This is a genomic window from Rhodococcus sp. Ni2 (genome assembly GCF_021352185.1).
GTDB classification, from domain to species: domain Bacteria; phylum Actinomycetota; class Actinomycetes; order Mycobacteriales; family Mycobacteriaceae; genus Rhodococcus_F; species Rhodococcus_F qingshengii.
Window position 1 is genome coordinate 1,010,369 of record NZ_WOXZ01000002.1, and the last position, 24,426, is coordinate 1,034,794.

At 64.0% G+C, this 24,426-nt stretch carries 25 protein-coding genes and 1 riboswitch; of the genes, 15 read left to right on the top strand and 10 right to left on the bottom strand.

The genetic code is table 11. From position 1 onward, the window contains the following. Positions 1-9: 9 nt before the first annotated feature. A complete protein-coding gene (locus GN300_RS18280) occupies positions 10-951 on the bottom strand; it encodes an alpha/beta hydrolase family protein (RefSeq protein ID WP_063314814.1) in 942 nt (313 codons plus the stop codon). Between the two features lie 115 nt (positions 952-1,066). On the opposite strand from GN300_RS18280, the gene GN300_RS18285 reads away from it, so the two are divergent. The 6 genes from GN300_RS18285 to GN300_RS18310 all read left to right on the top strand — a co-directional run bounded on the left by GN300_RS18285 (position 1,067) and on the right by GN300_RS18310 (position 7,154). Then, complete coding sequence (locus GN300_RS18285) at positions 1,067-1,801, top strand: hypothetical protein (RefSeq protein ID WP_003944326.1); 735 nt, start codon at positions 1,067-1,069, stop codon at positions 1,799-1,801. Then, complete coding sequence (locus tag GN300_RS18290; RefSeq protein ID WP_003944375.1) at positions 1,801-2,274, top strand: RDD family protein; 474 nt, start codon at positions 1,801-1,803, stop codon at positions 2,272-2,274. The genes GN300_RS18285 and GN300_RS18290 overlap by 1 nt, the downstream gene beginning before the upstream one ends. Next, complete coding sequence (locus tag GN300_RS18295; protein WP_003944317.1) at positions 2,271-2,618, top strand: YidH family protein; 348 nt, start codon at positions 2,271-2,273, stop codon at positions 2,616-2,618. Before GN300_RS18290 ends, GN300_RS18295 begins: the two co-directional genes overlap by 4 nt. 95 nt (positions 2,619-2,713) lie before the next feature. Beyond that, a complete protein-coding gene (gene fgd, locus GN300_RS18300; protein WP_003944371.1) occupies positions 2,714-3,727 on the top strand; it encodes a glucose-6-phosphate dehydrogenase (coenzyme-F420) in 1,014 nt (337 codons plus the stop codon). 146 nt (positions 3,728-3,873) lie between these two features. Beyond that, a complete protein-coding gene (gene pta, locus GN300_RS18305; RefSeq protein WP_063314813.1) occupies positions 3,874-5,958 on the top strand; it encodes a phosphate acetyltransferase in 2,085 nt (694 codons plus the stop codon). Next, complete coding sequence (locus GN300_RS18310) at positions 5,955-7,154, top strand: acetate kinase (RefSeq protein ID WP_047269457.1); 1,200 nt, start codon at positions 5,955-5,957, stop codon at positions 7,152-7,154. The genes pta and GN300_RS18310 overlap by 4 nt, the downstream gene beginning before the upstream one ends. Positions 7,155-7,187: 33 nt before the next feature. Here GN300_RS18310 and GN300_RS18315 read toward each other — a convergent pair whose 3' ends face one another. The 3 genes from GN300_RS18315 to GN300_RS18325 are packed head-to-tail and all read right to left on the bottom strand — an operon-like array spanning position 7,188 to position 11,885. Further along, positions 7,188-9,515 (bottom strand): serine/threonine-protein kinase, encoded by a 2,328-nt coding sequence (locus GN300_RS18315; protein ID WP_063314812.1) that lies wholly within the window; start codon positions 9,513-9,515, stop codon positions 7,188-7,190. Between the two features lie 7 nt (positions 9,516-9,522). Next, complete coding sequence (locus tag GN300_RS18320) at positions 9,523-10,509, bottom strand: glutamate ABC transporter substrate-binding protein (protein WP_063315129.1); 987 nt, start codon at positions 10,507-10,509, stop codon at positions 9,523-9,525. A gap of 14 nt (positions 10,510-10,523) precedes the next feature. Continuing rightward, complete coding sequence (locus GN300_RS18325) at positions 10,524-11,885, bottom strand: hypothetical protein (RefSeq protein WP_042452116.1); 1,362 nt, start codon at positions 11,883-11,885, stop codon at positions 10,524-10,526. A 156-nt stretch (positions 11,886-12,041) separates the two neighbouring features. On the opposite strand from GN300_RS18325, the gene GN300_RS18330 reads away from it, so the two are divergent. Further along, positions 12,042-12,656, top strand: coding sequence for an NUDIX hydrolase (locus GN300_RS18330; protein ID WP_063314811.1), 615 nt, complete (start codon positions 12,042-12,044; stop codon positions 12,654-12,656). A 92-nt stretch (positions 12,657-12,748) separates the two neighbouring features. Here the strand turns inward: GN300_RS18330 and GN300_RS29765 are convergent, their stop codons facing one another. Together GN300_RS29765 and thiE are read right to left on the bottom strand one after the other, a co-directional pair. Beyond that, on the bottom strand, positions 12,749-12,880 hold the full coding sequence (locus tag GN300_RS29765) for a hypothetical protein (protein WP_003944354.1): 132 nt from the start codon (positions 12,878-12,880) through the stop codon (positions 12,749-12,751). A 248-nt stretch (positions 12,881-13,128) separates the two neighbouring features. Beyond that, the gene (gene thiE, locus GN300_RS18335) at positions 13,129-13,824 is read right to left on the bottom strand and encodes a thiamine phosphate synthase (protein WP_063314810.1); all 696 of its coding nucleotides are present in this window, start codon (positions 13,822-13,824) and stop codon (positions 13,129-13,131) included. A 26-nt stretch (positions 13,825-13,850) separates the two neighbouring features. Next, positions 13,851-13,997, top strand: a riboswitch (TPP riboswitch). Here thiE and thiO point away from each other — a divergent pair. From thiO to GN300_RS18370, 7 genes are all read left to right on the top strand, one after another. Beyond that, positions 13,997-15,076 (top strand): glycine oxidase ThiO, encoded by a 1,080-nt coding sequence (gene thiO, locus GN300_RS18340; protein WP_003944311.1) that lies wholly within the window; start codon positions 13,997-13,999, stop codon positions 15,074-15,076. Its footprint overlaps the riboswitch before it by 1 nt. Next, entirely contained in the window at positions 15,073-15,288 is a 216-nt protein-coding gene (gene thiS / locus GN300_RS18345) for a sulfur carrier protein ThiS (protein WP_003944402.1), read from the top strand. The genes thiO and thiS overlap by 4 nt, the downstream gene beginning before the upstream one ends. Continuing rightward, positions 15,281-16,033, top strand: a complete 753-nt coding sequence (locus tag GN300_RS18350) for a thiazole synthase (RefSeq protein WP_063314809.1) — start codon at positions 15,281-15,283, stop codon at positions 16,031-16,033. Before thiS ends, GN300_RS18350 begins: the two co-directional genes overlap by 8 nt. Before the next feature lie 129 nt (positions 16,034-16,162). After that, the gene (locus GN300_RS18355) at positions 16,163-17,152 is read left to right on the top strand and encodes an ABC transporter ATP-binding protein (RefSeq protein WP_058038516.1); all 990 of its coding nucleotides are present in this window, start codon (positions 16,163-16,165) and stop codon (positions 17,150-17,152) included. After that, a complete protein-coding gene (locus tag GN300_RS18360; protein ID WP_047268852.1) occupies positions 17,152-17,922 on the top strand; it encodes an ABC transporter permease in 771 nt (256 codons plus the stop codon). The genes GN300_RS18355 and GN300_RS18360 overlap by 1 nt, the downstream gene beginning before the upstream one ends. Positions 17,923-18,054: 132 nt before the next feature. Further along, positions 18,055-19,506: a M20/M25/M40 family metallo-hydrolase gene (locus tag GN300_RS18365; protein ID WP_197487692.1), complete on the top strand. Its 1,452-nt coding sequence runs from the start codon at positions 18,055-18,057 to the stop codon at positions 19,504-19,506. A 113-nt stretch (positions 19,507-19,619) separates the two neighbouring features. After that, positions 19,620-20,471, top strand: a complete 852-nt coding sequence (locus GN300_RS18370) for an adenylate/guanylate cyclase domain-containing protein (RefSeq protein WP_047268851.1) — start codon at positions 19,620-19,622, stop codon at positions 20,469-20,471. 4 nt (positions 20,472-20,475) lie between these two features. On the opposite strand, the gene thiD is transcribed toward GN300_RS18370, so the two are convergent. After that, the gene (gene thiD, locus GN300_RS18375) at positions 20,476-21,318 is read right to left on the bottom strand and encodes a bifunctional hydroxymethylpyrimidine kinase/phosphomethylpyrimidine kinase (protein ID WP_003945044.1); all 843 of its coding nucleotides are present in this window, start codon (positions 21,316-21,318) and stop codon (positions 20,476-20,478) included. Positions 21,319-21,474: 156 nt separating this feature from the next. Between thiD and GN300_RS18380 the strand changes: the two genes are divergently transcribed. Then, positions 21,475-21,906, top strand: a complete 432-nt coding sequence (locus GN300_RS18380) for a GNAT family N-acetyltransferase (protein WP_231915197.1) — start codon at positions 21,475-21,477, stop codon at positions 21,904-21,906. A 44-nt stretch (positions 21,907-21,950) separates the two neighbouring features. Here GN300_RS18380 and GN300_RS18385 read toward each other — a convergent pair whose 3' ends face one another. The 3 genes from GN300_RS18385 to GN300_RS18395 are packed head-to-tail and all read right to left on the bottom strand — an operon-like array spanning position 21,951 to position 24,319. Beyond that, a complete protein-coding gene (locus tag GN300_RS18385) occupies positions 21,951-22,751 on the bottom strand; it encodes an exodeoxyribonuclease III (protein WP_063314808.1) in 801 nt (266 codons plus the stop codon). Positions 22,752-22,767: 16 nt separating this feature from the next. After that, on the bottom strand, positions 22,768-23,679 hold the full coding sequence (locus GN300_RS18390) for an N-acetyltransferase (protein WP_082845665.1): 912 nt from the start codon (positions 23,677-23,679) through the stop codon (positions 22,768-22,770). A 40-nt stretch (positions 23,680-23,719) separates the two neighbouring features. Beyond that, a complete protein-coding gene (locus GN300_RS18395) occupies positions 23,720-24,319 on the bottom strand; it encodes a peptide deformylase (protein WP_003945053.1) in 600 nt (199 codons plus the stop codon). Positions 24,320-24,426 lie beyond the last annotated feature (107 nt).

Here is a 24,426-nt window from a genome sequence, read left to right on the forward strand (position 1 = left end):
CCGTGAGGCTCACGCCCCGATAGCGCCCGCGATCATCGGCCACGACGCGCGCATGTCGGCTTCGAAGAGCCCCCAGGTGTGGGTGCCTTCGGGTCGGAAGCTGAACGTCGCGGGAATGCCGAGCTGACCGAATCGCCCCTGCAGGGCAGCGGTGCACATGTTGGTGATGCCTTCGAGGACCGCGCCGGGAACGACGCCGGCGGCCATCGCCAGCGAGTTGATTCCGTCCACCGGGCCGGGGAGGCCGTTGCCGGTCGAGATGAACAGCGCTGTGCCACGCAGTCTCTCGGCGTTGATCAACGGGTCGTGCGCCGCCCACTGCGGGCTACCCCACGGCCCCCACATGTTGGCTGCGTTGCCGCCGCCGAGTATCTCGACCATCGAGCGCACCGCTGCCTGGCCGAGCGGGTCGCCGGCGCGCGGACAGCCGCTGTACGAGCCGACTGCGCGGTAGGTGCCCGGCGACTGGATCGCGAGGTCCAGAACCGGTCCGCCGGCCATCGACACACCACCGAGTGCGTTGACACCGGTCGTGTTGTACCGAGCGTTGACCGCCGCCGGTAGTTCCTTGGTGAGGTACGTCTGCCACTTGTTAAGGCCCAGCACCGGATCGTCGGCGTTCCAGTCGGTGTACATGCTGAACTTGCCGCCGACCGGCATGACCACGTTGACGTGTTTGTCGTCGAAGAAGTCACGAACTCCGGTGTTGTTGAACCACGAGATCCCGTCCTCGCCGCCGCCGACACCGGTCAACAGATAGAAGGTCGGGGCCGGGCCTCCTCCGGCCGGCGAAATCACGTCGTTGGCGATCCAGCGGTCCATCGAGGGGGAGTAGACGTCGATGCGACTGACCACGGAATCCGCGCTCGCGGTCGGCGCGCTGAGGCCGAGAAAGCCGGCGGCCATGGCCACCGCCATCGTCAGCCGAACCGTGAAACGACGTGTCTTCATATTTCCCCCCAGGCGCAAGCCGGACAGCGTATTTGTGCCTTCCAACAGTGGCACAATGCGAAGAGGAGTGACGAATGTCCGGGTAACAGTCGTATAAGAAGATGGAGACAATTGCGTGGGATCGCAGTCGCACCACCCCGAATCCGACGTGATTCGGCTGGCCTTCGGGCTGGCCGCGATCACGGCTGGTGCGGCGCGCAGAACCGCTGGTCTCGCACTTGATTCCGTGCAGCGGATCCCTGTCGTCGGTGACGCACTCGACGGCGCGATCACCCAGGTCACCACTCGCGGCACGGAAGCGATGCACTCGACCGTGGAGTTCGCCGACTCGACCTTGCGGACGGTGATCAAAGCTGTCGTCGACGCTGCTCTGTCCGAAGTCGACATCACCAAGATCGTCGTCGACCACGTGGACATCGACAAGATCGCCGAGAACATCGACGTGGACAAGATTGCCGAACGGGTCTCGCTCGAACCGATCATCGACCGGGTCGACGTGGACGAGATCGCAAGCCGCCTCGACGTCAAAGCGGTGATCGATCGCCTCGATCTCGACGGGATAGTCGACACGGTCGACCTCGAACGCCAGGTCAACCGCATCGACCTCGTCAAGATCGCCGACCAGGTCATCGAGGGCGTCGACCTGCCCCAGATGATTCGTGAATCGACCGGTTCACTCTCCACGGAAGCCGTGCACGGAGCTCGAGTGCAGGGCATGCAGGCGGACGACGCTGTCGCCGGCTTCGTCGGGCGACTCTTCGGCCGCGACAACGCACCGTCATCAGATAAACCGTCACCAGAAAAACCGTCGACAGAGACCGATCCGAAGACGAACGCAGGCGAACGCTAGTGGCCCAGGAGAGTTCCGGCCCAGCCGGCATCGTCACCCGTGGACTCGCCGGACTGATCGACCTGGGCGTCGTCCTGCTCCTGATGGGTTCCGTGTACGTGGGCTTCGCCTTCGTCCGACTGCTCTTCTCGCCACAGAGTTTCACTTTCTCGGAACCGGGAATCTTCCTGTCCACGACGGCATTTCTCGGTGTCTCGGTGGCGTATCTGACCGCCTGCTGGGCGACCACCGGTCGGACCGTCGGGTCCCTCGTGATGGGGCTGCGGGTGATCACGTCCGGGCATCGCCTCGTGCGCTGGCCGTTGGCCTTCATCCGTGCGGTGCTCTGCGTGCTCTTCGCCTTCGGATTGCTGTGGTCGGCGGTCGATCGACGACGACGTTCGTTGCAGGACATCGTTCTGCGCACCGAGGTCGTCTACGACTGGCGTCAGGACCCGGATCTGGTGGCACCGCACGGAGGTGAGCACGCATGAGTGAACCGAACCGCCCGGACGAGCGCTTCACCCTTGCCAGCGAGCGCACCTTCCTCGCCTGGATGCGTAGCTCACTCGCCCTGCTGGCCGGAGGCATCGCCGTCGTCCAATTGGTACCGGAATGGAGTACAGGGTGGGTTCGCACGACTCTCGGTCTGACCCTGATCGCACTCGCGGCGGCGGCCGCACTGGTAGGTATGCGACGCTGGCTACAGGTGAAGAAGGCGCTCGAGGACGGAGCGGCGATGCCGGAACCGCACGCTTTGTGGCTGTTTGCACTGGCACTGGCCGGGGTTGCCGTCGCAGCCGGCGTGGCAACGGTGGTCACCAGCCTCGCTCGCTGAGATACGCAGAGAAGTCCGAGCGGTGTCTGGATAGTCTGCAAAGAACGTGAAGCATGTCAGAGAAGTAAACGAAACAGACGACAAGGGAGTGCACGGTGGCGCAGGAACTCAAGCTCGGATACAAGGCATCGGCTGAGCAATTCGGCCCTCGCGAACTGGTAGAGCTGGCAGTTCTGGCAGAGCAGCACGGCATGGATTCCGTTGCGGTGAGCGATCATTTCCAGCCGTGGCGCCACAACGGTGGCCACGCACCGTTCTCGCTCGCCTGGATGACCGCCGTCGGTGAGCGCACCGAGCGCGTGCAGATCGGCACGTCCGTGATGACGCCGACGTTCCGCTACAACCCGGCAGTCATCGCTCAGGCGTTCGCGACGATGGGATGTCTCTACCCGGGACGCATCATGCTCGGCGTCGGCAGCGGTGAGGCTCTCAACGAGATCGCCACCGGCTTCCAGGGCGAGTGGCCCGAGTTCAAGGAACGCTTCGCGCGGCTGCGTGAGTCCGTGCGGTTGATGCGTGAGCTGTGGCTGGGCGATCGTGTCGACTTCGAAGGCGAGTACTTCACCACTCGTGGCGCGTCGATCTACGACGTTCCCGAGGGCGGCATTCCCGTGTACATCGCGGCCGGCGGACCCGTTGTCGCCCGATACGCGGGACGTGCCGGTGACGGCTTCATCTGCACCTCCGGAAAGGGCATGGAGCTCTACACCGAGAAGCTGCTTCCAGCCGTTGCCGAGGGCGCAGCCAAGGCCGAGCGCGACGTCGCCGACATCGACAAGATGATCGAGATCAAGATCAGCTACGACACCGATCCGGAGGCTGCACTCGAGAACACCCGCTTCTGGGCTCCGCTGTCCCTGACGCCGGAGCAGAAGCACAGCATCGAGGATCCGATCGAAATGGAAGCCGCTGCCGACGCTCTGCCCATCGAGCAGGTGGCCAAGCGCTGGATCGTCGCTTCCGATCCGGACGACGCCGTCGAGCAGGTCAAGGCCTACGTCGATGCCGGTCTCAATCACCTGGTGTTCCACGCACCGGGCCATGATCAGCGCCGGTTCCTCGAACTGTTCGAGCGTGACCTCGCGCCTCGCTTGCGTGCTCTGGGCTGATCCTCGAGATCAACTGAACGGTGTCTGCCACTCGACGTGTGGCAGGCACCGTTCGTCTTTCTCGTAGCCGCCGGTTGTCGGCACGAGCGTGAGCGTGACCACGATCAGTGGCAAGGTGGGCGGCGGCCCACACTAGGCTGTTGGGCATGCCAGAAGCGCCCGCTGCCGTGTCGAGTGTCTACGTTGCCTCTCCTGAAGGTGACACCGGAAAATCCACCATCGCGCTTGGCGTGCTGCAGATGCTGTGCGCGACCGTCGCCCGGGTCGGTGTCTTCCGCCCGATCGCCCGCTCTACCGAGGAAACCGACTACATCCTCGAACTGCTGCTCGAGCACACCACCGCCGATCTCTCCTACGCCGACGCACTCGGCGTCACCTACGAGCAGGTTCACGCCGATCCTGAAGCCGCGCTGGCCGACATCGTCGCGAAGTACCACACCGTGGCCGAGCAGTGCGACGCCGTCGTCATCATCGGAAGTGACTACACCGACGTAGCAAGCCCGAGCGAGCTGAGCTTCAACGCCCGCATCGCCGTGAACCTCGGCGCGCCGGTTCTGCTGGCGGTACGCGGCGCTCGGCGCAGTGTCGAGGAGGTCGCCCAGCTCGCGCATCTATGCGCCGCCGAGTTGGCCGCCAACCACGCTCATCTGCTCGCCGTCGTCGCCAATCGTTGCGATCCCGACAAGCTCGACGAGGTCACCGCAGCGCTGTCCGACATCGGTGTTCCGACGTGGAGCCTGCCGGAGATTCCGTTGCTCGTCTCACCCACGATGGCCGAGTTGATGGAAGCCACCGGCGGCGAGTTGTACTCGGGTGACCCGGAACTGCTGCACCGCGAGGCACTGAAGGTGATGGTGGGCGGCATGACCGCGGAGCACATCCTCGAGCGTCTGGTCGAGGGCATGGTCGTCATCGCACCGGGTGACCGCTCGGACGTGCTGCTCGCGTTGCTCAATGCGCATGAGGCGGAGGGATTTCCGTCGCTCGCGGGCATCATCATGAACGGCGGAATCACACCGCACCCAGCCATCGCAGCGTTGATGGCCGGCCTCAAACAGCGTCTTCCGATCCTGACGACAACCCTCGGTACCTTCGACACCGCAAGCGCCGCAGCCCAAACCCGCGGACGCGTGGCAGTCGGTTCGCAGCGCAAGGTCGACACCGCGTTGAGCTTGATGGAACAGCGCGTCGACGCCGACGTCCTGATGGACCGACTGGCACTGCCGATCCCGTCCGTCGTGACCCCACAGATGTTCGAGTACAAGCTGATCGACCGTGCTCGACGCGATCGCAAGCACATCGTCCTGCCTGAGGGTGACGACGACCGGATCCTGCGCGCGGCCGGCCGGTTGCTGCAGCGCCAGGTTGCCGACCTGACGATCCTCGGTGACGAACCCAGTGTGCGTCGACGCGCAGCGGAACTCGGCGTCGACATCAGTGGCGCGCAGGTACTCGCACCCGCGCAGTCCGAGTACACCGAGCGCTTCGCACAGGAATACACCGCGCTGCGTGCTCACAAGGGCATGACCATCGAGCAGGCCCGCGAGGTGATCGCCGACATCTCGTACTTCGGAACGATGATGGTGCACTTGGGAATTGCCGACGGCATGGTGTCCGGCGCTGCGCACACCACCGCTCACACGATTCGACCCTCGTTCGAGATCATCAAGACCGCCCCCGGTGTCTCGACGGTCTCGAGCATCTTCCTGATGTGCCTGGCCGACCGCGTTCTCTCCTACGGTGACTGCGCCGTGGTTCCGGACCCGACGTCGGAGCAGTTGGCGGACATCGCGATCTCGTCCGCACAGACGGCGTCGCAGTTCGGGATCGATCCGCGCATCGCGATGCTCTCGTACTCCACCGGGGATTCGGGCAGCGGAGCCGACGTCGACAAGGTTCGCACCGCGACCGCTTTGGTGCGCGAGCGTCGACCGGATCTGTTGGTGGAAGGGCCCATTCAGTACGACGCCGCCGTCGAGCAGAGTGTCGCCGACAAGAAGATGCCGGATTCGCTGGTGGCGGGCAAAGCAACGGTGTTCGTGTTCCCGGACCTGAACACCGGCAACAACACGTACAAGGCAGTGCAGCGTAGCGCCGGTGCTATCGCCGTCGGGCCGGTTCTGCAGGGACTGAACAAGCCGGTCAACGACCTCTCGCGTGGAGCGTTGGTCCAGGACATCGTCAACACCGTGGCTATCACGGCAATACAGGCACAGGGAGCGCAAACGTGAGCGACGGCACCGTACTGGTCATCAATTCCGGCTCGTCATCCATCAAATTTCAACTCGTGCATCCGGATACGGCGGAATCGGTGGCGCACGGTCTCATCGAGCGCATCGGTGAGCCCGACGGCCACATCGTCTACAACCACCGCACCGGAGTCGAAGACCGGAGCCTTCCGATCGCCGATCACCGCGCAGGTCTGAAGATGGTGCTCGACATCGTCGCCGAGGTCGGACGGCCGCTGAGCGAGGCCGGAATCATCGCAGTCGGTCACCGAGTCGTGCACGGTGGTGACATCTTCTATTCGCCGACTCTCATCGACGACGGCGTCGTGAAAGCCATCGCGGATTTGTCGAACCTTGCGCCGCTGCACAATCCGGCCAACGTGATCGGTATCGAGGTGGCGCGCGAGGAACTGCCCGACGTTCCGCACGTAGCAGTGTTCGACACCGCCTTCTTTCACACGCTGCCCGCCGCAGCGTCGACCTACGCGATCGATCGGGATGTGGCCAAGGCCAACCAGATTCGTCGATACGGCTTCCACGGGACCTCACACGAATACGTGTCTGGACGGGTCGCGGAGTTCCTCGGCAAGGATCCCGCCGAGCTGAATCAGATAGTCCTGCACCTCGGAAACGGCGCTTCGGCCTCGGCAATCAAGGGCGGCAAGGCCATCGACACCACGATGGGCCTCACCCCGCTCGAGGGTCTTGTCATGGGCACCCGCAGCGGCGACATCGACCCAGGCATCATCTTGCACCTCAATCGCAACTCGGGAATGAAGGTCGACGAGATCGACGACCTCCTCAACCGGCGCTCCGGTTTGAAGGGACTGTCGGGAGTCAACGATTTCCGTGCCCTGCTCGCACTGATCGAGGGCGGCGACCAAGACGCACAACTTGCGTACGACGTTTACGTACACATGCTCCGTAAGTACATCGGTGCCTTCATCGTTCAACTCGGTGGCGTCGACGTCATCACCTTCACCGGCGGTGTTGGCGAGAACAACGTCGACGTACGACGCGACAGCCTGGCCGGGCTTTCCCGTCTCGGTATCGAGGTCGATCCGGCTCTCAACGAGGCGAAGAGTCGCGACGAGCGTCGTATCTCCGCATCCTCGTCGGCCGTCGAGGTGCTGGTGGTCCCCACCAACGAGGAGTTGGCGATCGCCCGCGCGGCGAAGGCTTTGGTGGCCGCACTGTAGGTTTCTGCAGCACTGTAAACCTCGGGGCGTCCGTCAGAAATTGCTGCGCGGACGCACCGCATTCGCCCGGTCCACGAGGGCGTAGCGGTGCGTGCGGGAGGTCGTGGCGCGAGCGAGGGCGCGAAGGCAGGCTTCGGCTCCGGTGCGCAGACCTTGCTCGGTGAAGGGCAGGTCGAGGATGGGTTCGAGTTCGGTGTGCGAGCGATTGCCGTAGCGAATCCAATCGAGTGCCGTGCCCAACACCAGGGTTCGCATCTGCAGGCTTCGGCTCTCTTCAGCAGGTAGCGCCCGAACACGACGGGCGGCTTCCCGCAGAGTCGATTCGTCGAGTTCGGCGATCGGAACGCCGGACAGCATCGTCAGAGCGCTGGACATCCGTGCGACGTTGTAGTGCCGGGAAGACGTGGGTACTTCGTCGAGGGCGGCGATGGCTGCCTTCTTGTTGCCGTGATCGGCGAGTTGTCGGGCGAGCCCGAATGCTGCGCTCACGTAGTTTCGTTCGGTCCGCCAGACGGTGCGGTAGTACTTCTCGGAGAAGCGGCACCATTGGTCCGGGTCGTCGCTCTCCCAGTGCTGGAGAATCAGTTCTGCCGTCGCTGCCAACGCCAGCTTTGGTGCAGCCTCGCCGGGCAGTGCGGTGAGAACTGTCTCGAAGTGACTGAAAGCGGGCTCGAATCGGTCCAGTTGTAACGCCGCAAGTCCTCGATACCACTCGATCTTCCAGTGGTCCCCGATGTTCTGCTGGAGTTCGCCCAGAACTGTCAGTGCGGTTTCCGGATCACCGAGATCGAGATGAGCTTTGGCCTCGGCCAGTCGAACTTCGCCCGAGACGGCGGCCGCCGGTGTGCCCGATGTTCGGTCGATTCCGTTCTCGCGGGCGTGTTTCAACGCATCGAGGGTCTGCGACGGTTCGCTGTGCACCGCTGCCGCCAGCAACGGCGCGCTGGGATCGGTGGGGTCGACCAACGGAATGGGAAGTGCGTGCGCAACTTCGCGCGGATCGAGAGCGGCGTCGTGGCTGACACCGTCCACGTACACATCGGTTTGCCCGACCAATTCATCGGTGCCGAAAGACGTTCGCTGCCTGCTGAACACGAGCGAGAGTCCGGGATTCTCCTGGCCGGTTTGCTCGGCGAGGATTTCTCGCAGAACGCCGGTGAGTTGTCCCGCGATTTCCTCGGCGGACTGGAATCGCTTCTTCGGATCCGGGTCGGTGGCGCGTAGCAGGAGACGGTGGAAGAACTCGTGGTCGCGCAGTAGTGGCTCGTCCTCGGGTTCGGGAAGGCCGTCGAGGTACCGTCCGTGCTTCGAAGGCATGTCGAGGGTGAGAACCGCGAGTGTTCTTCCGACGGTGAAGATGTCGGAGGCGATGGTCGGACCGGTCTCGATGATCTCGGGTGCTTGATAGCCGGCGGTACCGTACAGGTATCCGTAGTCTTCGATTCCGGACACGGCGCCGAGATCGATCAGCTTCAACTGATCCTCGGTGACCATCACGTTCTCGGGTTTGAGGTCGTTGTAGGCCAGGCCGGTGGAATGCAGATAGCTCAGCGCCGGAAGGATTTCCAGTACGTAGCCGATTGCCTGCTCGATCGGCATGTGCTTGCCGTCCGGGAATTCGGCCAGCACCTCTCGCAATGATCGCCCACCCACGTACTCCATGACGATGTACCCCATGGGTGTGCCGTCCGGGCGCGGATGCTCGACGAAGTTGAAGATCTTGACGATGCTGGGGTTGGCGACCTCGGCGAGGAACTGACGCTCGGCCACCGCAACGGCTTGCGCTTCGGAATCACCGAAATGCAAGAGCCCCTTGAGAACTACCCACCTGTCGCTGACATTGCGATCGATCGCGAGGTAGATCCATCCCAGGCCGCCGTGCGCGATGGGCCCTTGAACCTCGTACTGACCGGACACCAATTCGCCCTCTTCGAGAAGTGGGCGGAAGTCGAAAGTGGAACCGCACTTGGGGCAGGTGCCGTGCTGAGTTGCCTTGGTGCTTGCGCTCTTACGACCGACTGGTTCGTTGCATTTCCAACAGAAGCGTTTCCGCTCGGGGACGGTCGGGTCACTCATCACCGCAGATGCGGGGTCGATCTGCGGGACGGGGGGAACCTCGACCAGGCCGCCGCCGAGGCGCAGCTTTCGCCCCGACCGGCTGCGGCGGGATCGAGTGGAGCGGCCGGTAGGGGAGGAGGACGCGGACGGCGTGGTTGCTCGTATCTGGGCCGAGGTCGGTTCGAGACGCTCGTAGGCGCCCGTGGCTTCGGGCTCGGGCCGCTCGTGGGCGCCGGTGGCTTCGGGTTCGGGACGCATGGAAGCCTGCGTGGCGTCGGGCTCGGGGCCGGTTTCTTCGGTCATGTCAGCCTCAATCCCGGTAGACGGCCGGCGGGGGACCGGGCGAAGGACCGAGGACGCTGAGCCAGCGGTCGTAGATACGGTTCCAGGTCCCGTCCCCGCGGATCCGATCCAGGGTTCCGTTGACGAATCGGACCAAGTCGGGGTTGTCCTTGTTCACTCCGATTCCGTATGGTTCGACGCCCAGTGAGCCACCGACCATCATGAGATACGGGTCTTGCGAGGCGAGGCCCGCGAGGATCGTGTCGTCGGTGCTGATCGCGTCCACCTGCCCCTGCTGGAGGACGACGAGGCAGTCGGACCACATCGGGACGGTGACGACGGTGGCTTCGGGTTGGAGTTGCTGGATTCGAGTCGCCGAGGTCGTTCCCCGGGCAGCGCAGACCCGCTTGCCTGCGAGGTCGTCGATGCCGCGGACGGATGACCCCTGCAAGACCTGAATTCGTTGTTCAGCGGAGAAGTACTGCGTCGAGAAGTCGACCTTCTCGCGCCGCTCGCACGTGATGGTCATGGTCTTGACGACCACGTCGACCATCGATTCCTGGAGTGCGGCGATCCGATCGTCCGACGTCAGGATTCGGTACTCGATCTTCTCCGGGTCACCGAGCAGATCTCGGGCGATTTCGCGGGCGATGTCCACGTCGAAACCCTCGAGGCGCCCGGTGGCCGGATCGCGAAAGCTCATGAGGTTGGAACCGGTGTCCAGGCCCACGATCAGCCGCCCGCGGGCGCGGATGGCGTCGAGGCTCGGCGTGGGTGGCTGCGGAGATGCGTCTGCGGGGGTGGGCCGCAGGCTCGCGGTGAGGTTGGTGCACGACGCGGTAGTCGTCGGTGTCGGGCTGGGAGCGATGGTGGCCTCGGCCGGCAGCGGCGGTTCCGTGTACGACGTGGCGCCTGCGTTGTCCAAGTCTTCGGCTCGATCCGCACCGCAACCGGCGAGCACCAGCATGGCCGCTGCCAGAACCGCGACACATACGGCCGGGCTCTTCCTCCGCATCACCGGTACTCCCGTCACTGATACTCCCGCAGTCGAGGCCAGAATCCGATGAAGATTCCGGCAACTCCGAGAACTGCCAATACAGACATGCCCGGTGCAGAGGCAGCCAACACCCGGGAGGCGTACGAGACGTCGGACCGAAGATTCGTGCGCGAATCCACGATTCCCTGCCAGAGTTCGTGATCGAGCTTTCCGTACTCCGCGGCCGAATCCTGTTCTCCGGCGCCGATGGTGATGGCTGCGGCGGACGTGAAGTCGCCGTTTCCGAGACGGTCGTACATGCGCGTGTGCGCAGCCACCCACTGCTGGCGCGAGTCGAGTGCGGCGGTCAGCACTTCGCTGTTCACTCGGGCGCGTTCGTCGCTTTGCAGGCCCTCGAGGATGTCCCGCAGAGCATCGACCTTGCGGGTGAACGTCACGTTGTCCTCGGCGGTCGAATCCCGCCTCGCCAGCGTGAGGGTTTCCACGGTGCGTGCTTGCTGCGCCATGATTCGTGCCTCGGTCAGTTCGTGCAGTGGCTCGGCCCCGGCGTCGAGCGCGCGCCCGGTGGCCAGTGCGGAGACCAGTCCGACCGTGAGCAGCCACAGCAGAGCTGCAGCGACCGCGAGCGAGGCAAGGATCAACCCGAGATTGAAGCGTCGGCGACTCTTGCGGGAGAAGTACATCTGTGTCGCCACCAGCGCGCACAGCACGAAGACGAACGCCACGATCGGCCACCACGGTGGAGTCTCGAAATCGCGCTGTACTTGGGAGACCAGCGTCTCCTGCGAGGCGTGCAGTTGCTGGGCCATCGGCAGCAGCGAGGTCTGCATCAACTGCGAGGCCTCGCTCAAATATGCTGCCCCGACCGGGTTTCCGACGCGATTGTTCGCCCGTGCAGTTTCGACCAGCCCGGTGTAGACGGAGAGGTCGGTCGAGATGGTGGTCAACGCGCTGTGACCGGCAAGATCGGTCGAGTCGAGACCGGCCGACGCCTGGACGATCTCCGCAGAGGCCTCACCGATCGACTGCGTGTATCGGTCGCGGACTTCGGCGGGTTCGAGGCCGCCGGAGATGAAGGCGGTGGCCGCGGCGGCGTCTGCCAAGGACAACGCACTGTAGAGATTCTGGGCCGAGTTGGCGAGAGGCTCGGTTTCGACGAGGAGGAGGTCGAGGTTCGCCTGGCGGTTCTCGATCGCTGCGGTGGCGAGGAGTCCGGCGATCAAAGTGATCGCGATCAGGATCAGTCCGACGACGGTCAACCGGCCAGGCGTCGAGGACATGAAGGCCTGCAGTTCGCGCCGCAGAAGTGCCTGCTCGTCCTCCGCCGACACTGATGTGGCCTCGGAGGGCGGCAGCGACCGGGGTTCGATGGACGGGACGACACGGTCGACCATCGAGCACCTCACTTCGCTGTAGGCGGGACCGAGAAATGATGCCGCCGAGAAATGATTCAGGGCATCTTCGCGAGCATATAAGCATCACCTACACCTGGAGCAGATTGAAACGGTTAGTGTGGGACAACGGCGAGAGCAGGCGGAGCGAGGTAGTCGATGCGTGGTGACGGTGACGGTTGGTCCATCGGATCGGACGGTACTCGGCATTGGGGTAAACACGGAGCCGCAGGACTGCTTCTGCGTGCCCCCGATTCGGACGGATCACCCATGGTCTTGCTGCAGCATCGTGCGGCGTGGAGCCATCAGGGCGGAACGTGGGCACTGCCCGGCGGTGCGCGGGACTCACACGAGAGCACGACGCACGCTGCCGTCCGGGAAGCACACGAAGAAGCAGGTATCGCCGAGGACGCCGTCCGTGTCCGCGGGGAAGTAGTGACGATGCGCGCCGAGAGCGGGTGGACTTACACCACCGTCGTGGCTGACGCGGCGCATCCACTGTCGACGGTTGCCAATGGTGAGAGCACCGAGTTGCGGTGGGTACGCGAAGCCGACGTCGACTCACTGCCGCTGCATCCGGGCTTCGGTTCCTCATGGCCCGACCTCCGGACCGAGCCTGTTGTGGCCGTGGACGGCGATCCGCACACCGTCGTGCTCGAGGACGGCGGATTCGGATGGTTGTCGGGTAGTTCCCACCAAGGCAGTTCCCACCAAGGCAGTGAGCAGTCAGGCAGTGACCAGAACCTGTCCGAGGCGTCGAGTACGCAGTCGTAGCACTCGAGTCTTCACAGTTCATACACAGCAGAAGGGCCGGACTCCGCGGGAGTCCGGCCCTTCGGTGTTTCGGTCGTCGACCGAAACGAGGCTCAGCTGAGCGAGTTCAGCGCCGTGATGAAGCTGACCGCGGTGATACCGAGCTTGAGCAGCTCGCTGATCTTGCCGAGGTTCAGGTCTTCGAGCGATTCGGTGCTGAGCGAGCCGGTGTCGAGGGATCCCATTTAGTGCTCCTAGGTTCAGTTAGTAACTGGAGGTAAACTACAACAAACCGAATGGGATGTGACACGCAATCGAAGCAACTGTGAGCAAGATCACTTAATCCGACTTTTCGGACATCCAATCGCACCTAGGAACTGGGAGTTTGTTGTCTGATCGGACAACTTCCGTTCACAATTCGAGTCAGGCGTGCTGACCCGTAACTGTGCGGAAATCGCCCGGCAAACACTTGACGAACGCCAGTTATCGGCTTTCAGCGCCCAGCGACGGCTGCGGCGAGGCGTTGCGCGGCCGCCTGGGGATCCGATGCTTGCGTGATTGCACGCACGACGACGATGCGCGTGGCGCCGGCATCGAGCAGCTCTGGCAGATGTTCCTCGTCGATGCCGCCGATCGCGAACCAGGGCCGCGGCGGTGCGGCGTCGGCGGTCGATCGAACCAGTTCCAAACCGGACGCACTTCGATTCGGTTTGGTCGGTGTCGCCCAGACCGGCCCGGTACAGAAGTAGTCGACGCCCTCCTCGATGGCGGCCAGACTCGCCTGCGCGCGACTGCTCGTCGAACGGCCGATGACGACGTCTTCACCGACAACGGTTCGCGCGTAGGGGACGGGAATGTCGTTCTGGCCGAGGTGGAGGATGTCGGCGCCGGAAGCCATCGCGAGATCCGCGCGATCGTTGACGGCCAACAATGCGCCGTGGCGTCGCGCTGCGGCCGCGAGAATGCCCAGCGCCACCAGTTCGTCCTTGGCCTCGAGCGGGCCGAACTCGCGCTCACCGGCAGAGCCTTTGTCACGCAATTGGATGATGTCGACTCCGCCGGACAATGCTGCCTCGGCGAACTGCGCGAGGTCGCCTTTCTCGCGGCGCGCGTCGGTGCACAGGTACAGCCGTGCTGCTGCCAGGCGCTCGCGCCGGTCGATGTCGTTACTGGGATGTGTGGGGTGCACGGAGCAAACGGTAGCCTCTAGGGAGCAAGGTTCGACACGGGAGTCCTGAAACGTCGTCGTCACTTTTTGTCGTGACTGCGAGGTTCGTAGGGCTGAGAGGGGATCGCGACCAGATCCCGACCGTCAGACCTGACCCGGATCATGCCGGCGCAGGAAGTGGAGGTGGAGTTTCGTGAGTACACACGCTCGTACGGTGTCGGTTGTCGGCGGCGGTGTCATCGGTCTCGCTATCGCGTGGCGAGCAGCCCGCGACGGGTGGGCCGTTCGGTTGTACGACCCGTCCATTGGATCAGGTGCTTCGTGGGTGGCGGGCGGAATGCTTGCCCCGCTTTCCGAAGGCTGGCCGGGTGAAGAAACCGCGTTGACAATCGGTGCAGCGTCCCTGGAACGGTGGCCGACGTTCGGTGAGGAGCTCGGAAAATTCGGGCAATCGGTCTTCACCGCGGACAGCTCGCTGACGGTTGCACTCGACGCTGCCGACGCGCAGGACCTGCAGACCATCGCCGAGTGGGTGAGCTCGCAGGGGCACGAACTCGAAGTTCTCGGTCGCGCGCGCATCCGTGAACTCGAACCGATGCTGGGCCGGGGCATCCGGTCGGGGTTGATGGCTGTCGGTGAGTCCGCCGTCGACAACAGACTTCTGCTGGCGGCGTTGCAGAAGGCCTGTGCGGAATCCGGCGTCGAATTGATCGCGCGGGCCGTCGACGACCTCGCCGAACTCGATACCGATCAGATAGTGCTCACCGCCGGTATCGCGTCACCCAAGCTGTGGCCCGGGCTACCGGTACGCCCGGTCAAGGGCGAAATCCTTCGCTTGCGCAGTAGGCCTGGAGTCACCCCGGCGCCCAGCCGCACCATCCGCGGAAGCGTCCACGGGCGGCCCGCCTACCTCGTCCCGCGCGGTGACGGAATCGTCGTCGGCGCAACACAATACGAGTCCGGCGAGGACACACAGGTCACGATGGCCGGAGTACGGGACCTGATCAACGACGCCGAGGCACTGATGCCGGCGATCGGCGAATACGAACTGTACGAGTGCGCGGCAGGTCTGCGTCCCATGACGCCGGACAACCTGCCGTTGATCGGGCGCGTGTCCGATCGTGTTGTCGTCTCCACCGGGCACGGCCGCAACGGAGTCCTGCTGACGCCCGTCACCGCCGATGCGACGGTCGCGTTGCTGAACGGCACATCTTTGGTCGAGGTAAAAGGAACCGAACCCGAGCGGTTCGCAGTAGCTAAGGAAAATTCATGAGTGAGCAGGTCCCGATCGGGATCACCGTCAACGGCGAAGATCTCGAGTTCGATCGAGCAGTCACGGTGACCGAACTTCTGACGCACCTCGAGTTGCCGAGCAAAGGCATCGCCGTCGCCGTCGACGGTGCGCTCTTTCCTCGCGGGCGTTGGGACGAATCCGTCGGACGTGGTTGGGAAATCGAGATCCTCACGGCGGTGCAGGGTGGCTGAGCAGGACCTTCTCACTATCGCGGGCCGCAGTTTCGGTTCCCGGCTCATCACGGGGACAGGCGGCGCCGCCAACCTTGCGGTCCTCGAGGAAGCGCTTGTCGCCTCCGGTACCGAACTGACCACCGTCGCGATGCGGCGAGTCGACGCGGCCGGCGGCACCGGCGTTCTGGACCTGCTTCGTCGCCTCGGAATCGAACCGTTGCCGAACACCGCCGGGTGTCGGGGCGCCGCCGAAGCGGTCCTGACGGCGCAGTTGGCACGCGAAGCGCTCGAGACGAACTGGGTCAAACTCGAAGTCATCGCCGACGAGCGGACTCTGCTGCCCGACGCAATCGAACTCGTCTCCGCCGCAGAACAATTGGTGGACGACGGATTCACCGTCCTGCCGTACACGACGGACGATCCGGTGCTGGCGCTTCGCCTCGAAGAGGTCGGCTGCGCGGCAGTCATGCCGCTCGGTTCACCCATCGGGACAGGGCTGGGTATCGCGAATCCGCACAATATCGAGATGATCGTCGAGCGCGCCGGCGTGCCCGTCATCCTCGACGCCGGAATCGGAACGGCCAGCGACGCCACCCTTGCCATGGAGTTGGGCTGCAACGCCGTCCTACTTGCGACAGCGGTGACGCGGGCCAAGAATCCCGCGTTGATGGCGTCGGCGATGCGGCACGCAGTGGTAGCAGGTTTCGAAGCGCGTCACGCCGGCCGGATTCCCAAGCGGTTCTGGGCCCAAGCATCGTCCTGACGGACCATTTCCGGGTGTTTTCTCAGGGTTATGCCCAGATTGTCCGGCTTCGTGTCCTACCTGAGTACCACTCGGAACTAGACCTGTGGCCGATGTGCTGGTCATTGCCGGTAGGGCAAAGTTCTCCTCATGATTGAACTGAGGGGATTGACCAAGGTTTACGGACCGACGAAAGCGGTGGACGATTTGTCGTTCACGGTCAAGCCGGGCATCGTGACGGGCTTCCTGGGCCCGAACGGTGCAGGTAAGTCGACGACGATGCGGATGATCCTGGGTCTGGATCAGCCGACGTCGGGTGCGGCGTTGATCGAGGGCAAGCCGTACCGCGAGCTCAAGACGCCGTTGCGGACGGTGGGTGCGTTGTTGGATGCGAAGTGGGTGCACCCCAATCGCAGTGCGCGTGCACATCTGCAGTGGATGGCTGCTTCGAACGGGATCCCGAAGTCCCGCGTCGACGAGGTGCTCGGGTTGGTCGGGTTGTCCGAGGTGGCTGGCAAGAAGGCCGGCGGGTTCTCGCTCGGTATGTCGCAGCGTCTGGGGTTGGCGGGTGCGTTGTTGGGGGATCCGAAGGTGTTGTTGTTCGACGAGCCGGTCAACGGTCTCGATCCGGAGGGCATCGTCTGGATTCGTAAGTTCATGCAGCGGTTGGCGGCCGAGGGCCGCACGGTGCTGGTGTCGAGTCACCTCCTGTCGGAGATGGCGCTCACGGCGGAGCAGTTGGTGGTGATCGGTCGGGGTCGGTTGATTTCGGATTCGACGGTCGCGGAGTTCGTGGATCGTTCGTCGGAGTCGACGGTGCGCGTGCGCAGCCCACAGCTCGATGCGTTGCGCAGTGTGTTGCTCTCGCAGGGGCTGACGGTGCGTGAAGACGGTTCCGGCGTTGCCCCGGCATTGGTGGTCGTGGATTCGACCACCGATGTGATCGGTGGTTTAGCTGGTTCGCAGGGAATCGTGTTGTACGAGTTGGCTTCTCAGCAGGGGTCGCTCGAGGATGCGTTCATGAAGTTGACCGGGGACGATGTCCAGTACCACGCATCCGGTATCGATCCGGGTGTCGGTGCACACCACGCAAATACACAGCAGGCAAACACGCAGCAGGCTATGGGAGGTGCACTGTAATGGCTGTTCTCAGTGCTGAACGTATCAAGATCACCACGACCAAGTCGCCGCTGTGGTGCTCGGTCATCATCGTCGTGCTCGCGCTCGGCTTCGCGGCCATCATGGGCGCGGTTGCCAAGTCGGCTCTGACGTCCTCCGACGTCCAGGGAGCACCGGACCTCGACACCGCCGTTGCCACGGCCGGCATCTCGGGTTTCGGAATCATGGTTCTCATGATCATGGCGGCCCTCGCGGTCACCAGTGAGTACCGCTTCGGGACCATCCGCACCACCTTCCAGGCCGTTCCGAACCGTGCCTCGGTTCTGATCGCCAAAGCCGGCCTCATCGGTGCTTTCGGTGCTGTACTGACATTTGTTCTCGCCTTCGGCGCGTACGCCATGGCCAAGGCCATCGCCGGTACCGAGGCGAGTGCCGGATTGACCCTGTCGAGCGGCAGTGACTGGCGCGCGATCTACGGCATCCCGATCTACGCCTTCCTGTGCGTGATTCTCGCTGTCGGCGTCGGATCGATCATTCGCCAGTCGGCCGGCGCAATTGCGTTGCTCCTGCTCTGGCCGCTGCTCATCGAGAGCCTGTTCGGACTGTTCGGCAGCTTCGGCGAGAAGATCACCCCGTTCCTGCCGTTCGCGAATGCAAACCACTTCCTCAGTGCGAGCAGCGGTGGCGTCGACTTCCACTGGGGACCCTGGGGCAGCCTGATCTACTTCGCGGCCTTCGTTCTGGTGATTTTCGGAGCAAGTATCGTCATCGTGAATCGTCGCGACGCCTGATCTTGTCGCTCCCTCGGTAGGTGTTGTCGGGAGACCTACCGAGAACCAGGAGTGACAGCAGAGTAGGGACCCAGTACGAAAAACCATTCGTACTGGGTCCCTTTCCTGTGCTTCGGCCGATATCCTCCGAAGATGAGACTCTTCGGTGTGGTTGTGGTCGCAATGGCTGGAGCACTCGTGGTGAGTGGATGCTCGTCGGGAAGTGAAGCGGCCGTCCCGACAGACCCGGTTGCATTCTCCGAGACCGTCACGGTCGACGCCGTGACCGGGCATCTGGAGCAACTCGAGAAGATCGCCGCCAACAACGAGGGCAATCGATCGGCCGGTACCCCCGGCTATGACGCCAGTGTCGACTACGTGGCAAACCTGCTCGAAGACAAGGGTTTCGAGGTCAGCACCCCGGAATTCGACTTCAGCTCCTTCGATCCCGGCACCGAATCCCTGAAAGCCGCTGACGGCTCCGATGTTCCGGTGCGGGCGCTGACATATTCCACCTCCACGGGACCGACCGGAATCACGGCGCGTCTGGTGGCGATTCCCGCCGACGAGACCCCCGGTTGCGAGGCCACCGACTACGACGGCCGCGACGTGAACGGTGCAATCGTGCTGGTCACCCGCGGAGTGTGCCCGTTCGGCGACAAGCAGAAGATCGCCGCTGACCGCGGCGCGGCAGCGTTGTTGGTTGCCAACAACGAGGACGCGATGCTGGGCGGGGCAACCTTGGGTGAACCCGAAGACGCCCGCATCCCGACCGGCGGGGTGAGCAAGGCGTCGGGCGAGGCTCTTGCCGCAGCGCCCGGAGACCTCACGCTGATTCTCGACACGTCGACGGAAACGACGAAGTCGCGCAACGTGATTGCACAGACCAAGACCGGCGCGACCGACAACGTGGTTGTCGTGGGCGCCCACCTCGACAGCGTGCCGGAAGGTCCCGGAATCAACGACAACGGAAGCGGTACCGCAGCCGTACTGGAAACCGCGCTGCAGATGGGAAGCTCACCGAGCATCGAAAATGCCGTGCGTTTCGCTTTCTGGGGAGCGGAAGAAGTGGGATTGGTCGGCTCCACCCGCTACGTCGAGGGTCTGAGCGATCAGGAACGGGTCGACATCGCCCTGTACCTGAATTTCGACATGCTCGGTTCGCCCAACGCCGGATACCTGGCTTACGACGGCGACAACTCGGACGCCGTGGGGGAGGGGCCCGGGCCCGAGGGGTCGGCGGGCATCGAGCGCACCTTCGTCGACTTCCTTGCCGATCGGGGGATTGCGGCGGACGGAACGGACTTCGACGGGCGTTCCGACTACGGCCCGTTCATCGAGATCGGAATCCCGGCGGGCGGAGTGTTCAGCGGCGCGGACGAGCGCAAGACGCCGGCACAGGCCGAGAAGTGGGGCGGAGAAGCGGAGGAGACCTTCGACCCGAACTACCACAGTGCCCAGGACAACCTCGCGAACATCGATCGCGAAGCGCTCGCTGCCAACGCTTCTGCAGTAGCCTTCGGAGTTGCGACGTATGCCCAGGATTTGAGCGGGCCGAACGGAGTTCCCGTCGGCGATGCCCGGACACAGGCCAGAACCGAATGATCGACTGACCGAATGATCGACTGACCGAATGATCGACTGCGCGAGCGACCAGGAGGCCACTGTGCGAGAACCGCGGCAGCACACTGTCTGTAACTCTGAGTTACGCTTGAGTTATGGCTGATCTGTCCCCGGAGAACACCGACACGACAGGTGCTTCTTCCTCCTCGGTTCGAGGCGTCGTCGACGTCGTCTTGAATTCTGCGGCAGAACTGAACCGTCGACAGCAGCTCATCGATGCGCTACGGCGGCTCAGGCGGGCATTACCCGGCGATCCCGGGTTCGGGGACCCGCTCTCGCTCGCCGGCCCCGGCGGTGCCCGCGCCGTGGCCCGCGTCGCTGACAGATTGCTCGATCAGAAACCGGCAGCCACTCGCGAAGTGAGCCTCGGAGCACTGCAGGTCTGGCAGGCAGCGCTGGAAAAGATGGGCCGCGGCCGCGGGGATCAAGAACTGACCATCGTCTTCACCGATCTGGTGGGCTTCTCCACCTGGTCGCTCGCAGCCGGTGACGGCGCGACGCTGACCCTTCTGCGTGCGGTGGCGCAGGCCGTGGAAACTCCGATCACCGACAACGGCGGACACGTCGTCAAACGGATGGGCGACGGTCTGATGGCAGTGTTCATTCGCCCGGATGCGGCTTTGAAGGCGGTGTTCACCGCGCAGGACGCGCTCGCGGAAGTCGATCTCGACGGATACACCCCGCGCATGCGCGTCGGCCTACACACGGGTACCCCGCGTCAGATCGGTGACGACTGGCTCGGCGTCGACGTGACCATCGCCGCCCGGATGATGGGCTTGGGCGGCGACGGCAACGTCATGATGTCGGCGACAACTCTCGAGGAACTCGAAGCCGGCACCCTCGAGGATCTCGATCTCACGATCCGGCCATGGCGGCGAGGGTTTTTCGCGACCACGCCCAACGGAGTTCCCGTCGACCTGGGAATCTGGCGCGTGCGCCGGAACTAGCGCACTAAACCTGGAGCCGCCAGAGCGGGGACACCGGACCATGTCCCGCGCCGAGGTCGTACGACGCCTCGAGACACTTGGTCACCCACTCTTTGCCGAACGCCACCGCGTCCGGAACGGAATAGCCGTGTGCGAGAGCGCAAGTGATCGCAGCAGCCAGCGTGTCTCCGCCGCCGTGATCGTTGCCGGTGTCGATCCGGGCACTGCTGAATTCGAGGAAACGGTCGCCGTCGAACAACAGGTCGGTGGACAACTCCGAAGTACGAAGGTGGCCACCCTTGACGATGGACCATTGAGCGCCGAGCGCATGCAGCGCTTCTGCCGCTTGGCGGGCGCTCTTGTCGTCGACGACCTCGATACCGGTGATCAACCGAACCTCGTCGAGGTTCGGAGTGACCACCGTGGCTGCCGGAATCAAGGTGTTGCGGACCGCGTCGAGAGCTTCTTCGTGCAACAGCGGATCGCCGTGCATCGACGCGCACACCGGGTCGACCACGAGCGGAATCGGACGGTCGCGGCCGATCCCAACCTCGGCGGCAACCGCGGCCACCGCTTCGATGATCGTCGTCGACGCGAGCATTCCCGTCTTCGCCGCACCGACGCCGATGTCCGAGACCACGACGCGCACCTGGTCGGCGACGATCTCCGGCGGAATCTCGTGGAATCCGCTGACTCCCACCGAATTCTGGACCGTCACTGCGGCGACGGCCACGCAGGCGTGCACTCCGCACATCGCCATCGTGCGGGAATCGGCTTGAATGCCGGCTCCGCCACCGGAGTCGGTTCCGGCGATGGTCAATGCCCGAATCGGGGTCTGTCCGGCGGGGGTCAGGGGCAGCAGCTTCACGACGACGAGCCTACCGATCGGACCTGGGGAAACGGCAGCTCGGTCCCACCTCTCGCGGGAACGACGGCGCGAACTGCGATTGCGATCCGGTCGTTCCCGGTGCAAAAATTGGTCGAACCCGGGACAGCGTCGTCGGTAGCTGATTCTATGAGTGGCATGGATCACAGTTATGGAGAGCGTGCGAACGCAGCTGTCGCCGATCGCGCAGGTGCACATCGTGCCGTGGAGGTCGCCGCAATGAACGACATCGAAAATTCGAAAACCGGAACCTCACCGGAAGTCACGCTCGTGGACAATCCGTCGCACGAACGATTCGAACTGCTCTCCGACGACGAGTTGGTCGGCATCCTCGGATACCGCGACGAAGACGAGATTTCGGGGAGCGGAGCCGAAGCGGGCGACGTGGTTGCGTACATGCATACCGTCGTCAAAGAGGAGTACGGCGGGCAGGGACTGGCAGCCGTACTCGTGCAGTTCGCAATGGACTGCGCCCGTGAACGTGATTGGTCGGTACGGCCCGTGTGTACCTATGTTCAGCGGTACCTCGGCGAGCATCCCGAGTATCTGGAACTGCTCGTCGAGGACTAGAAGCCCGAGGGTGCAAACAGACGATCAGGCTCCGAGATTCACGATCACCCGAGATTCACGATCACCGGAGCGTGATCGCTGGCGCCCTTGCCTTTTCGCTCGTTTCGATCGATCTCGGCCGCCTCGACGCGAGCTGCGAATGCCGGTGAGCCGAGGATGAAGTCGATTCGCATGCCCTGCTTCTTCGGGAAGCGAAGCTGCGTGTAGTCCCAGTACGTGTACACGCCGGGACCGGGTGTGTACGGGCGAACGACGTCCGCGAACCCGGACTCGGTGAAGGCGGTGAACGCAGCTCGTTCCGGCTCCGACGTGTGGGTCTTGCCCTCGAAGAAAGCGGGATCCCACACGTCGTCGTCCGTGGGAGCGACGTTCCAGTCGCCGACCAGGGCGATCTGCGCGTCGGGATCCTGCTTGAGCCAGCCCTCCGCGTCGTCGCGCAGCTTGGCCAGCCAATCCAGCTTGTAGGCGTAATGCGGGTCTTCCAGCTCACGGCCGTTGGGGACGTACAGGCTCCACACCCGCACACCGCCGCAGGTGGCACCGATCGCACGTGCCTCGCGGACCGGGTCTGCCTCGGGATCCTTGTCGAATCCGGGCTGATCCTCGAATCCGATCTGCACGTCGTCCAAGCCGACGCGGGAAGCGATGGCAACACCGTTCCACTGGCTCAACCCGATGTGGGCGACCTCGTAGCCGATTTCCTTGAAGCGTTCGTACGGAAACTGCTCGTCCTTGCACTTGGTTTCCTGCATTGCCAGGACGTCGACGTCGGATCGACCGAGCCAGTCGATGATCCTGTCGGTACGGGCACGGACGGAGTTGACGTTCCAGGTAGCGATGCGCACGAGGGCAAGCCTAGCGTCAGCCGCCGACAGGATCGGTGGCGTATCGGTAGCGGTGGTGTTCGACGAATCCGAGCTGCTCGTAGAGCGCGATCGCCGCGGAGTTGTCCGCCGAAACCTGGAGGTACGCGTGCGTCGCACCGTTCTCACGACCCCAGGAGAGTAGATCTCCGCAGATCAGCGACCCGATTCCGTGACGACGGTGTTCAGGGGCGACGTGAATGCCGGTCAGTCCTACCCAGCGTTTGTGGTCGGGTGCCTCGGTGAGCGCAGCGCGCCCGATGGCAAGCGTCGTGTCGGTGTTTCCGATCGCGCCGAAAGTTGCAGTGCCCACGACAGCCGTGAGGACCGCCTCGACGTACGCCGGATCGCCGTGGGCGTCGTACATCGACAGCCAGTTGTGGTCGGGGCGGTCGGCGAACGAGGTGACCGGAGGACCGAGCGGCAGCGTGACATTGCCCAGATCGGCGGCCATCACGATGGTTTCCTTCTCGCTGCTCCACCCGTCCGGAGCGGTGCCGAGTCGATCGGGGAGGAGCAGCAGGGTCGGCAGTCCGCGGTCACCGAACCACTGGCGTATCCGCTCGATGGTGCTCGCGTCGAAGCCGGCAACCGCCCCCGCACCACCGAGCGGCAAAGCCGAATTGGCGCGGCCGGTGACACCGTGACCGGCGCGCAGCAACCAGCCGTCGATCCACGCCTGCTCGACCCCCGGCCACGCCGCCGCAGCAGCCGTTTCGAGGTTTCGAATCTCGCCGATGCGAATCGGGCGGGCCGAGAGACTCTTGAGCGCGATCACCTGATCGGCGGAGACCTGGACCAGCCGACCGTCGCCGGCGCGAACGGCGATGGGATCGGCGCCCTCGAGGATGCCGATGACGTCGGTCATGGGATGCGAATAGCCGGGTGGGAGCTTGTATCGCAAGACCACCCGGCTACCGATCGAAATGTTGCCGTTCAGAGCAGAATTCTCAGTCTTCGTAATCGTCGTCGTCGTGACCGAACGGATCGTCGACGGTCCCCGGCGTCCAGGTCAGACCGGGCTTGCCCCAACCGGAACGCTTGATGATCTTCTTGGCAGCGCGCGCGTTGCGGCCGATCAGTACGTCCGTGTAGAGGAAACCGTCGAGATGCCCGGTCTCGTGCTGGAGCATCCGTGCGAAGAATCCGGTGCCCTCGACCTCGATCGGGTTGCCGTCGGCGTCGGTGCCGGTGACCTTCGCCCAATCGGCGCGACCCGTCGGGAACTGCTCGCCGGGAACGGACAGGCAACCCTCGAAGTCTTCGTCCGGGTCGGGCATCGTCTGGGGGATTTCGGACGTCTCGAGTACCGGGTTCACGACGACGCCGCGTCGACGCTCGCTGCTGCGGTCGTCACCGGGGCAGTCGTAGACGAAGACTCGCAGTGGAACACCGACCTGATTGGCCGCCAGACCGACGCCGTTGGCAGCGTCCATCGTCTCGTACATGTCTGCGATCAGTTCGGCGATCTCGGCCGGGGACTGAGTGACCGGCTCTGTCGCCTTGTGCAGTACCGGGTCGCCGACGATTCGGATGGGGAGGATAGCCATGCGGACAAGGATAGTGCGGCGCGCCCGCGCAGTTATCACGGCCCGCACACTCGATCATGGTTCAATGGTTGCTGAAGAACAGCGATGTAATTCGTTGCTCGGTCGGA